Source organism: Owenweeksia hongkongensis DSM 17368, assembly GCF_000236705.1.
In the GTDB taxonomy this organism is placed as follows: domain Bacteria; phylum Bacteroidota; class Bacteroidia; order Flavobacteriales; family Schleiferiaceae; genus Owenweeksia; species Owenweeksia hongkongensis.
This window is the reverse complement of record NC_016599.1, coordinates 2,262,041-2,273,779: the sequence shown is the minus strand read 5'-3', so window position 1 is coordinate 2,273,779 and position 11,739 is coordinate 2,262,041. Positions and strand designations below refer to the sequence as shown.

Annotated in this window: 11 protein-coding genes and 1 pseudogene; 6 read left to right on the top strand and 6 right to left on the bottom strand. The window is 41.1% G+C overall.

The window, feature by feature from the left end; genetic code table 11:
• Nucleotides 1-6 precede the first annotated feature (6 nt).
• Nucleotides 7-1,200 carry an OmpA family protein gene (locus OWEHO_RS10210; RefSeq protein WP_014202394.1) on the top strand — a complete coding sequence of 398 codons (1,194 nt, stop codon included), beginning with the start codon at nt 7-9 and terminating at the stop codon, nt 1,198-1,200.
• Nucleotides 1,201-1,309: 109 nt separating this feature from the next.
• On the opposite strand, the pseudogene OWEHO_RS10205 reads toward OWEHO_RS10210, so the two are convergent.
• The 6 genes and pseudogenes from OWEHO_RS10205 to hemJ form a co-directional block, all read right to left on the bottom strand.
• A pseudogene (locus OWEHO_RS10205) lies at nt 1,310-2,179 on the bottom strand (IS3 family transposase); the annotation flags it as partial.
• Complete coding sequence (locus OWEHO_RS18650; RefSeq protein ID WP_014201344.1) at nt 2,176-2,601, bottom strand: helix-turn-helix domain-containing protein; 426 nt, start codon at nt 2,599-2,601, stop codon at nt 2,176-2,178. The gene OWEHO_RS18650 and the pseudogene OWEHO_RS10205, both read right to left, overlap by 4 nt.
• Before the next feature lie 131 nt (nt 2,602-2,732).
• Nucleotides 2,733-3,596, bottom strand: a complete 864-nt coding sequence (locus OWEHO_RS10195) for a hypothetical protein (protein ID WP_014202392.1) — start codon at nt 3,594-3,596, stop codon at nt 2,733-2,735.
• A 95-nt stretch (nt 3,597-3,691) separates the two neighbouring features.
• The gene (locus tag OWEHO_RS10190; protein ID WP_014202391.1) at nt 3,692-5,059 is read right to left on the bottom strand and encodes a sensor histidine kinase; all 1,368 of its coding nucleotides are present in this window, start codon (nt 5,057-5,059) and stop codon (nt 3,692-3,694) included.
• A gap of 2 nt (nt 5,060-5,061) precedes the next feature.
• Nucleotides 5,062-5,739 carry a response regulator gene (locus tag OWEHO_RS10185; RefSeq protein ID WP_014202390.1) on the bottom strand — a complete coding sequence of 226 codons (678 nt, stop codon included), beginning with the start codon at nt 5,737-5,739 and terminating at the stop codon, nt 5,062-5,064.
• A 110-nt stretch (nt 5,740-5,849) separates the two neighbouring features.
• Nucleotides 5,850-6,389: a protoporphyrinogen oxidase HemJ gene (gene hemJ, locus OWEHO_RS10180; RefSeq protein ID WP_014202389.1), complete on the bottom strand. Its 540-nt coding sequence runs from the start codon at nt 6,387-6,389 to the stop codon at nt 5,850-5,852.
• Nucleotides 6,390-6,932: 543 nt separating this feature from the next.
• Here hemJ and OWEHO_RS10170 point away from each other — a divergent pair.
• The 5 genes from OWEHO_RS10170 to OWEHO_RS10150 all read left to right on the top strand — a co-directional run bounded on the left by OWEHO_RS10170 (nt 6,933) and on the right by OWEHO_RS10150 (nt 11,668).
• Nucleotides 6,933-8,111 (top strand): NAD(P)/FAD-dependent oxidoreductase, encoded by a 1,179-nt coding sequence (locus tag OWEHO_RS10170; RefSeq protein ID WP_014202388.1) that lies wholly within the window; start codon nt 6,933-6,935, stop codon nt 8,109-8,111.
• Entirely contained in the window at nt 8,093-8,998 is a 906-nt protein-coding gene (locus tag OWEHO_RS10165) for a TraB/GumN family protein (RefSeq protein WP_014202387.1), read from the top strand. The genes OWEHO_RS10170 and OWEHO_RS10165 overlap by 19 nt, the downstream gene beginning before the upstream one ends.
• 15 nt (nt 8,999-9,013) lie before the next feature.
• Entirely contained in the window at nt 9,014-10,231 is a 1,218-nt protein-coding gene (locus OWEHO_RS10160) for a bifunctional alpha/beta hydrolase/OsmC family protein (protein ID WP_014202386.1), read from the top strand.
• Entirely contained in the window at nt 10,228-10,956 is a 729-nt protein-coding gene (locus OWEHO_RS10155) for an SIMPL domain-containing protein (RefSeq protein ID WP_014202385.1), read from the top strand. The genes OWEHO_RS10160 and OWEHO_RS10155 overlap by 4 nt, the downstream gene beginning before the upstream one ends.
• 70 nt (nt 10,957-11,026) lie before the next feature.
• Nucleotides 11,027-11,668 carry a hypothetical protein gene (locus OWEHO_RS10150; RefSeq protein WP_014202384.1) on the top strand — a complete coding sequence of 214 codons (642 nt, stop codon included), beginning with the start codon at nt 11,027-11,029 and terminating at the stop codon, nt 11,666-11,668.
• The last annotated feature ends 71 nt before the right edge of the window (nt 11,669-11,739 follow it).

Here is an 11,739-nt window from a genome sequence, read left to right as displayed (position 1 = left end):
AGAAAGATGAAAATTTCAATAAAACATATAGCCTTTGCCACCCTGCTTAATGCAGGGTTGGCTTACGGCCAAAACAATCAGCCAGAACTAAAAACCTGGAGCGTGGGAGCACGTTTGGTTCACTTGTATGACTTGCCTTCGTATAAATACGACACCGAGACAAGTCGTGATATGAAAGGACTAAATGGCGATAACACAAAATTTGACCTTGGAGTAGACCTTTATGTAGAAAAACAATTCACTCCTTTTTGGGGAGTGCAAGTAGGTTTTAGAACAGGAGGCCTTACCGGTGCAAATGAAGTGGAGTATTATGAGAACAGTTTTTATGAGGGTACCGCAGATTTACTTTTTAACCTGAGCAATCTTGATAAAAGACACATGGACAGCCGATGGAATTATTATGCTCGACTAGGTATGGGTATGGGTAATTTTACTTCTGAGAGATACTTGACTTTAGATGATAGTCCAAACGGAAACTTTGACGACAATTATTGGGAAGGACGAGTAGGCGCTGGTCTTCAATATGAAATCAACTCTTCATGGAGAGTAGAGTTGGATGTAGCTTATAATCTAGCCTTTAATGATGGTTTTGATGGTTATAATAATTCTACAGGGAACGATCCTTATCTGAGCACGGGCTTGGGTATAGCGTACACTTTTGGTAAAAAAGAGAACAATCCAATGTACGGGGTGAATTTCTTTAGCCCTGAATATTTTGGTGAGCCAGAATCGGCTAAAGTGGATAATAGACCGACTGCTGCGGATAGTGCTTTAGCCAATGAATTGACGGGCGCAAAATCTCAGATGGAGGAAATGAATGCTTTGATCGCTAAGCAAGAAGCTGACTTAGCAGAACTGAAAGCTCAAAAGCAGAAGGTAGAAGCACCAAAGACCCAGAGAGAGTTTGTGTTTTTTGCCTTTGACTCAGCAATATTGAGTGAGGATGCAAAGCGTGAATTGGCAAAAACAATGGCTGAAGTAACGGGAGCTATTAAGGTAACCGGATACGCGGATAACACGGGTGATAGCTCTTATAATGAAAAGCTAAAGATGCGTAGAGCCGAAGCGGTAAAGCAATTTTTGGTTCAAGGGCTTCAGATGAGCGAAGAGTCAATTACTGTTCAACTAGCCGATGAGGTAAAGGATTTGAAAAATAATGAATTCTTAAATCGGAAGGTGGTAGTAGAATTTCAACAATAATTTTTTGGATGTTTTAGGGAATAGGAGAGGTCGCCAAATGGCGGCCTTTCTTTTTTTTGTCCCGTCCTAAATAACCGATACAGGTTTTTATATAGATTAAACATAGTAATTAAACCTTGGTGAAGCTAGCTTCACCAAGGTTTTGTTTTTTATAGGATTTTATTTTGACCTGATCTTGTTTATGCATTTGTTCTGGAGTGTTCATTTGGCAGGAGAGGTGTGGCCTTTGTTTATTATAAATGCTTACACTGTCTTCCACCAAAGGCTTCATGATGTCTAGTTTATCGGCCTTTACTACTTCAATAAATTCTTGCTTTAAAATACCGTTTATACGTTCCGCTATGGCGTTGGCATATGGGTCATAAGACTCTGTCATGCTACAGGTTATTTTGGCTTTAGCCAGTTGTTTTTGGTAATCGGTGCTACAATATTGTAGGTCTCTGTCTGAGTGATGGATCAGAGGTTGGCTAGGGTATTTTCGATTTTTGATAGCTTGCTTTAAGGCAGATAGCGCACCATCCACACTCAAACTGTTTGATACATTGTAGCCTACTATCTTTTTTGAGTAGGCATCGGTAACTAGAGCCAGGTACATGGGGTTTTCTCGGGTACCCACATAAGTTATATCGGCCACCCAAAGCTGCTCTGGCCGGGTAATGGGTAAGTCTGCAATCACGTTTTTGTGTTTGCGGAACCTATGGTGTGAGTTGGTGGTAATATGGTATGATTTCTTGGGTTGTATTAACATGTGATTTGCTTTTAGAATGTGGAACAATTTATCGCGACCCACGCCCAGTGCTTGCAGCTCTGGCTGTAGCAAGTGGTAAAGTTTACGTGTGCCTAGCCGAGGCATGGACATGCGCTTTTCCTGCACGAGTGATACTACTTTTTGCGCACGTTGCTTTTTGGCTTCTTCGGCTTTAATGGCGCGATAATAAACTTGACGGCTATACCCGAACAATCTACAGGTAGCCGTTAGGCTTTCTTGGTAGTGTTCTTTGTATTGGTTGACTGTTCGGGTAAGGAGTTTTTTCTGATTGGAATATTGTACTCTTTCTCGGCTATATCTATCATCATATCAAAGATGATCGCCTTTTTGTCGGCTCGTTCTATTTGATGTTCCAGCTGCTTTTTCTGCTTTTCTAATAGCCGAACTTTTTGCTCTAGTTCCATCAGTTTTTGTTCTGGAGTTTTGGGCATTTGTATTGGAGTTTGATTTTCCCAATCAAAGTTACCATACTTTCTTAACCAACTCAGCACAGTACTGCGAGCCTGAATGCCATATTTTCGGACTGCTCCATGCTGACTTAACTCGCCCCGTTCTATTTCTTGGACAACTTGCAGCTTGAAGTTTAAGCTGTAATCTTTTTGTGTACGCTTTACGTAGCCATTGTCTTTCATAAGGTTACAAATTTGTGTAACGCTATTTCAGGACGTGACATTTATTCCAATAAAAAAACCCTCTCGTTTTACTGAGAGGGTTCTTCCCACTTACCTAAATTAACTACTTGCTACTTTGCTTTTTTAAGAGCCTATCTAAGTTTTACCTGGCAGCTCACCATGTAGGTGTCACCGTTGTAGATGTCTATGGTGTACACACCTTTACTTAGCTTCTTTTTAGGCTCATATTTCATTTCGATACGTCTCGTTACTTCAAAGTCGCCCATTGGTTCCAAGCTTACCATCAGGTCTGATCCATCTTCTATGTCTAGCAAGGTGGCGGTAAGTCCATCTTCCTCCTTATCTATCACGCTACCGTCAGGCATGGTGATTTTGAACTGTACATTCTCCACCACATTCTGAGGAAGGTCAAAGCCCATTTTCAGCTTTTTGGTTTTACGAGCCACCACAGTCAGCTTTTCGCTTTTACCACGGCTGGTTTCCATGCGATAGTTGTTTGCAGCAAAAGCTTTCATTAAATCATTACTAGACTTAAGGTCTTGATTTTTGTTTGTAAGGCTAGCTATTTGCTGGGTAAGGTCACTGTTAGCTCCTTCAAGGCTGGCAATTTGTGCTACAAGGGCTGAAACTTGATTTTCGAGGTCAGAACGCATTTTACGCAGGTTGGCTAGTTCCTTGGTGTTTGAAGTGTTCTTGCCTGCTACTTTCAGTTGACTTTCCTTTTTAGCAAGATCGGCATTGGCCGTAGCCAAAAACTTATCCAGCTCTTTATTTTTGCCTTGTAAGGCAGCCAGCTGCTTTTTGTAATCATTTATTTCTTTATCCAGAGCCAGCTTTTCAGAAAGCACAGTCTCATTTTTCAATTTGGCACCATTCAGCATTTCTTCAAGTGAACGGTTAGAATCGTGAATTATCATCATTGCGATAAGCGCAACAAAAAATAGTGCGGTAGAAGTAGCCGCTATAATTTTATTTCTTCTGTCTGTTGTTTTCATTGCTTAGAAAAATTAATTGTTGTGTTATTTTCTGAAGCAAATGTGCGCCCGTGGAATTAGGACGGAATTAAAACGAAATTAAAATGCGATTAAAATTATGAGTAGGGCATAATGAGGGTAAATGTGGTGCCTTGTCCGAGGGCGGAGGTGACGTCAATTTTGCCGTTGTGCAGGTGTACGATACGATCTACCAAGGATAATCCAATACCATGGCCTTTATAACCCAGTGCATTTGTACCTCTGTGAAAGGGTTCGAAGATATGCTTGAGTTCTTCTTTGGCTATTCCAATTCCATGATCTTTAAAAAGTATATGGAGGTGCTTTGATTTTGGAAGTACAAAGATTTCCATCTTATGATCATCTGAATATTTGCATCCGTTTTCAGCCAAATTGGAAATTGCGGTTTTCAATAGCTGCTCATTTCCGATAACGGTAAGCTGCGCTTCATCTTCCATCGTTTCAGAAAAACCAATCTCTATGAAGTAGTCGGTGTTGCGTTTAGTGAGCTCTTGCTGCACTTGCCAAAGTAAGTCATCTACGCGCACTGGTTTTATATCTACCTGTGAAGTTTCAGAGCTGGCTTGCGCCAAAAGAAGAAGGCGGTTCGAAGTATGATTGAGGCTCTTCATATCATCCAATACGGATGCCATCGTATTTCTGTATTCCTCCTCGTTGCGGTCTTTCATTAGTACAACCTCCAGCTGCCCGGTAATTGCAGTGAGTGGAGTGCGAAGTTCGTGAGATGCATTGGCGATAAAGTTCTTTTGCATCTTAAACGCCTTTTCGAGTCGTTCTAGCATTTGATTAAAAGTATGAGCCAGTTGTGATATTTCATCCTGATTTTTACCTTCATCCAGCCGCAGATTGAGGCTGGTAATACTAATATTATTTACACGCTCTACAAGTTTAGAAATAGGATGGAGCGCCTGGCCGGCAAATAACCATCCCGAAATGGAAACAATGATGATGCTTATCGCAAAAACAAAAAGTAAAATGTTTCGAAGGTTTCGAAGTTTGCTCAATCCATAAATGTCCTTTCCGGCAGCTATTACCACAAAGCGATCATAGGTGTCGGCAAACATAAAGCCTACCACTTCGTAGCCATTTTCCTCATAGCGCACCTCTTCTTCCAGTCGTATTTGGTCAATTAGCTCTTGCGATATTTTTAAAACTCCTTTTTCACCAGTATTAAATATCCGTTGGTTTTTGTAGTTGAAAATCACAATTTTTTCCTCTGGCAGACTTGAAGGATTGTCCTGCTCCATCCGTTGCAAAAGCTTGGCGTCAACTTCCTCCACCTCTATAAGTAACTTGGCAGTGTTTCGGGCTTTGTTAAGCAGGCGGTTATAAAAATCATCTCTACGATAATCGGCTGATGAAATATAAATAGCCAATGAGGAGAAGAACAGAATGAAGGCCACAATGGCAATAAATCGGTAGGTAAGTTTCTTCCGGATTTGCATCGCTATTCGGCATTAAGAATATACCCGGAGCCAATTTTGGTATGGATGAGTTTGGTGTCAAAATCTTTATCCACCTTTTTACGTAGAAGATTTACATATACATCTACCACGTTAGTGCCCGTGTCAAAGGTTACTTCCCATACATGCTCTGCAATCTCTGACCTTGAAATCACACGCCCTTTGTGGCGCATGAGATATTCTAAAAGCGAAAATTCTTTAGCGGTAAGCTCAATCACTTTTTCGTTTCGTAAAGCCCGTTTCTTGTCCAAATCCAGTTCAAGATCTGCCACCTTTATTTTGTTGCCCACGCTCATTTGACCGGTGCTGCGTTTTAGTAATGCTCTAATGCGGGCAAGCAATTCTTTAAACTCAAAAGGTTTCACCAAATAGTCATCCGCTCCGGCATCAAACCCTGTGAGTTTATCATCAGTAGTGCCAAGGGCAGTAAGCATTATGATGGGCACATCTGGGTGAGTCTCCTTGATGCTTTTGCAAAGTTCGATACCATTGATGTAAGGAATGATTATGTCCAGCAGAATGATGTCATAGGAATTTCGTTGAGCCATCTTCAAGCCCATTTGACCATCATAAACCACATCGGTTTCAAAACGTTGTTCGGATAAACCCTGGTTTAAAAAGGCCGCTACTTTAGGTTCATCTTCTACAATCAGGAGCTTCATTCAATAATTTTATTTGGTATAAAAGTATTGTTTTCCAGCACTCATTTACATAGTAAAATGATGATGTAGAAAAGAGAAAATACTATCAGGTAGAATCCACTGTTATGTGCTTAAACCTTCTTCTCGCGGCTCTTTTTATACAATTTGGCTACGATAAAAAATACTACACCAAGCATGAGTAAAAGTCCGAAACCTAACCACAGTCCTTGAAGGTTTTTCCACACGGCCAGCATCACTATTGCGATAAGAACGAGAGTGGGCAACTCGTTGTAAAGCCTAAACCCAAAACTACTGAATGAGGTAGGCTCGGTGCGCAGTTTTTTCATTTGACGATAGTTGCTAAAGTGATAGGCAATGAGGCCAATTACTAAGGTGAGCTTTACGTGCATCCAGGGTTGATTGAGCCAGGAAGGGTTGATGATAAGCATGCCAAGGCCCCCGGTCAAAGTCATTACCATGGCGGGTGTTTGAATGATATTTAGCAGGCGCCCTTCCATTATTTCATACTGCTTACGCAGGATGGTGCCCGTTTCGTCATTTCTATCCCAGGCCTCGCGGTGATATACAAATAGGCGTACGATGTAGAATATTCCTGCAAACCAGCTTACAAAGCCAATGATGTGAAGAGATTTTAAAAAGAGGTAGCTCATGTGGCAAATGTACAGTGTATTGTAAAAAAGAAAACCCCGAATTTCTTCGGGGCTATGCGGCCTTTGATATGTGACTCCTCCCAAATCAATGGGCCTAAGATTTAGTGTTAAACTAAACCTCTCTCAACTAAACTATGTCAAATGTAGAGAAAATTATGGGGAGACCATCGAGCCAATAGGGTATAAATGATAAAGCCCCGGATTACTCCAGGGCTTTGTGGTCCTTGATGTGTGACTCCTCCCAAATCTTGGACCAGATTTAGTGCTCAACTAAACCTCTCTCAACTAAACTAACTTGTGTGATATTTGCGGCTTATAGCCGAGTTACCACAATATTTTACTTGCTTTGAAGCAAGTTTTTCCATGTTTCTTGACTTGAACTTGGGGTTAAAAATAGAACGCAATAAGCGCTTGAAAATATCAATTCGTTGAATGGATAATACCAAAGGATAGATTGGTAATTTGGCCTGATGAATAGATTTGCCAAGTAGAGCCATCAAACGGAACGAGGCAATTGACTCAAAAATAACGTTATAAACTACAATGGATACAGAAATCTGTATAGTGGGCGCGGGGCCAGCTGGGGCTACGCTTTCTCACTTTTTGACCAAGGAAAAAATAAACCATATAGTTCTTGATAAGGGCAGTTTTCCCAGAGATAAAATATGTGGTGACGGCATTACCGTAGATGTGCTCAATGTGCTGAAGCGAATTAGTCCTGAGCTGCAAGAGCGATTTACTCAAGAGTCTGAAATGTTGGCTTCCTGGGGATTTTGTTTTCATGCTTCAAATGGCAAAGAGTTGCGCTATGACTTTAGGGATAATGGCTTCCCTATGGCGCCATTTTACACTTCTCGAAGGTTAGATCTTGATGATTTTTTGGTTCGAAACCTTACTGATGAATACGGCAAACTTTTAAACGAAAGCGAAGTAATAGGAATTATCCGCCATGATGCAGGTGTGGATGTAACTTATGTCAATGGAGGTGTAGAGCATGTAATAAAGGCCAAAATGATAATTGGAGCAGAAGGTGAAAAGCCTATCGTGACACGTCATTTGGGTTTGGAGCACTTTCGTGAGAAGGAGCATTTGATAGGGGCACTACGTGTCTATTACAAAAATGTGAAAGGATTCCATGATGGGAATCACTTGGAATTCTTTTTTGATAAAGAATTGCTGCCTGGATATTTCTGGGCATTTCCACTTAGTAATAATGAAGCAAATGTTGGATTAGGGATGGTGAGCACCGCTATTTCTGATAAAAAAGTAAACCTCAAGAAAATGCTCGATCATGTGATTGAAAACAATATGAAGGTGGCAAGGATGTTTGCGGAAGCTGAACCTTTGGAAAAAACCAGAGGCTGGGGTTTGCCCATAATTACGCCCAAGCGGCAAATTGCTGGCGAGCGATTTGCATTGATTGGCGATGCTGCGGGAATGATTGAGCCTTTTACCGGAAAGGGTATTGGCCCGGGCATGATGTCGGCACGGATTTGCTCCGAGCATATTGTGCAGGCCTTGAAGGACAAAGATTATAACATGACGCACTATCAAGAACACATGTACAGGTATTATAAAAGTGAGATAAAAACGGGCTACACTTTACAGAAAACTTTAAAGTATCCGATTGCCTTAAATAGTGTTCTTGGATTGAGTAATTTGTCAGCTATCAAAAAGTGGTCGCACAACAAAATGGTAACCGAATGGAACAGATGGATATAAAAAATAGGTGGGGGAAATGGGCAGGAAGCTTAGCTGTAATGGCAGTTTTGTTGCTTGTAGTTTTGCCTACAAAGGCCCAAAAGTCGTCCCTTTTATGGAAAATAGAAAACCCGGAAACCCAGGCCACTTCCTACATATTTGGGACGTATCATTTAATTGGCTCAGCGTATTTGGATGAAAATGCTCCTGTGAAAAAAGCTTATGAAGAATCAGAAACTGTAGTGATAGAAACGGAGCTTGATTCATCGGCAATGATGATGGTGGCCATGAAGGCGATGATGCTTGATAACTCTTTGAAGAGCTTGGTAGATAGCGCAGATTATGTTTTGCTAAAGCAAGAAATAGAGCCCATCATTGGGATGCCCATTTCACAGTTTGATAATGTAAAACCCATCATGCTTTCTACGATGTATTCTGTAGCAAAAGCGCAGGAGGTAACTCCTAAAGATTTCACTTTTGATGGAACACCGATAGACTTATTTTTTGCGGAGGATGGAAAAGAGAAGGGTAAGAAAGTAGTGCCATTGGAAACCGCCATGGAGCAAGCTGAAATTCTTTTTGATAGCCAAACGGTGGAAGAGCAAGCAGCAGCTTTGGTAGAAAATGTGAAAGCGGAGTTAGAAGATGATTTGAGTGCAGAGATTTTGGATGCCTATCAAAAACAGGATTTGGATAAACTATGGGAACTAAGTCAGGATTGGGACGAATCGATGGGTGAAATGACTTTATTGCTGGATGACCGAAACAAAAAGTGGATTCCAAAGCTTAAACCTTTGTTGGATGAAGGAAAGGCTTTTATAGCGGTTGGAGCCTTGCATCTGCCTGGTGAAATGGGAGTGCTTGAGTTGCTGAAAGCAGAAGGGTACGTAGTCAGTAGTAGGGAGTAAAAAAACATTGAAAGTATGAAATCTGAGAAGGTAAAATTCAAAAACAAAGAAGGAGTAGAATTGGCAGGTAAGCTGGAATTGCCGTTAGATAAGCGACCTGATCAGTTTGCCATTTTTGCGCACTGTTTTACCTGTGGTAAGGATTTAAAATCTGAGCGAAATATTGCTTTGGCGCTTACGCAAAAAGGATGGGGTGTTTTACGATTTGATTTTACAGGCTTGGGTCAAAGTGGTGGCGATTTTAGCGACAGCAACTTTACTTCCAATGTGAATGATCTTTTTGCTGCTGCTGAGTTTTTAAAGGAAAACCACAAGGAGCCTACATTGCTTATCGGTCACTCCTTGGGTGGTGCAGCTGTGCTTATAGCTGGTGCCAAAATGGATTCGGTTCGGGCGATTGCTACTATTGGGGCTCCTTCGGAACCTGACCATGTGACTAAGCTTTTTACGGAAAGTATAGAGGAGATAAAGGAAAAAGGGGAAGCTAAAGTTCTATTGGCGGGCCGAGAGTTTTCTATAAAAGATCAGTTTGTAAAAGACCTTGAAAACACTAAAGTAGATGAGCTGATAAAAGAGCTGAGAGGAAAGGCTACTTTGGTAATGCACTCTCCACAAGATGATACCGTTGGTATTGCCAATGCGCGTCATTTGTATGAAAAATTACACCATCCCAAAAGCTTTGTAAGCTTAGATGGAGCCGATCATTTATTGAGCTACCCTTCGGATTCTGCTTATGCTGGAGATATGATTGCCAATTGGGTTCAGAGGTATGCGCCTGCTAGGGTAGCGGCAGCTCTTGAAACAGATGAGCAAGTTGTTGTTCGATTGAATGATGGCCCATTTTTAACAGAAATATTAGCAGGAAAGTATCACATTTTGGCCGATGAGCCAAAGAGTGTTGGTGGCGAGGATTTAGGTCCTAGCCCTTATGAATTAGTGTCGGCTGGTCTTGGTGCTTGTACCGCCATGACCATAAAAATGTATGCTAATCGAAAAGATTGGCCGCTAAAAGAAGTGAAGGTTCATTTGAGTTATGACAACAGCTATTTTGAAGATATAAAGCATTGCGATAGCGAAGAGCGCAAGATTGGAAAGTTCATCAGGATAATAGAGGTAGAGGGCGATTTGGATGAAAAGCAACGAGAGCGAATTTTACAAATTGCCAATAAATGTCCGGTGCACAAAACACTGGAAAGCTCGTCAGAGGTGGAAACGAAATTAAAAGAAATATGAAAAATATAGGAGCCGCTATAGCCATCGGTTTAGCTTTGGTAATTACTGCCATAATTGCTGTAAGCGGCATAAAGCAACGGAATGATTATGATGACACCATCGTAGTTACGGGACTTGGTAAAAAGGACTTTGTAAGCGACTTGATTGTATGGAGCGGAAGTTTTAGCCGACTGGAGATGAACTTAAAAGAAGCTTATGCCAAGTTGGATGCTGACCGTGAAATTATTCGTAAGTACTTTGTGGAGCAAGGGGTAAAGGAAGCTGAGTTGGTATTTTCAGCGGTAGATATTTCTAAAGATTATGAATATGAGTATTTACAAAATGGCAACAGCAACCGGGTTTTTAGAGGGTACAGATTGAGCCAAACGGTAAAGATAGAATCAAAAGAGGTGGATAAAGTGGAGAATATAAGCCGTGAGGTTACAGAGCTTATCAATCAAGGTGTGGAGTTTAATTCAAACTCGCCTCAGTTTTATTATACAGGTCTTTCAGATCTCAAACTTGAAATGATTTCTGCGGCTACTAAAGACGGCCGTTTAAGAGCAGAGCGAATTGCAGAAAATGCCAGTGCAACGCTGGGAAACCTTAAAGAGGCCAGCATGGGAGTTTTTCAAATAATTGCCCAAAACAGCAACGAAGATTATAGTTGGGGAGGAACGTATAACACCTATGCTAAAAAGAAAACGGCAACAATCACCATGCGCTTGGAATTTGCAATTAGGTAAATTTAACATAGCTGAGGGTAGGAATTAAATTACATTTGCGTCACCAAAATCGCATTTGACATTTTCACTCATGAATCGTGTATTTTTTGACCTTCCGGCCGTAATAAAATACGATAATATTCCCCTTCGCGAATGCCTTATGGAGGCTTTGCGTACGATTACCAAAACTCCGATTGACCAGCAGGATCTTAGCTGGAATGAGAACTGTAGCGGAGTGCTTATCAATGTTTTTAGAAACAATCTTGGACGCTTCCCATCCAATGAAGAGTATGATGAGGTTCGCGCCCTTTTTAGGGAAAACCTGAAAAAGCTTTTTATTGAAGAAGAGGAAATGTTTGACGTGTGGCCAGGTGTTCAAAACGTATTTGAAAGCATTGAAAAAAGAAAAGACTGGGAATATTATTTGGTGAGCGATTACTGGGAGATAGGTACTCGGTTTATTCTTGACTCTTGTGGGGTACACAGCGGATCATTAAAAATGTGCACAGCTGATAATGCTCTTAGCGGCAGCGATGCTATTCAGCGTATACTCAACGGAAAGGGAAAGTCAAAAAATAGAGGCGAAGCCTTTTTGGTGGTTTCTTCGCACACTAGCACAGCCAAGCATATTGCCATAGATCAGCCAAGTCTTACCATAATCGACCATACTTCCATTACATCTTCTGATGATGTTTACCCACGCTTTTCAGAGCTTTTTGCGGTAGAGGGCTAATCTTGTCTTTTGGCTTAATATTGGAGTAGCCTTTTTATTTTAGAACAAGATTCTAACCTTTTGGTTAAATT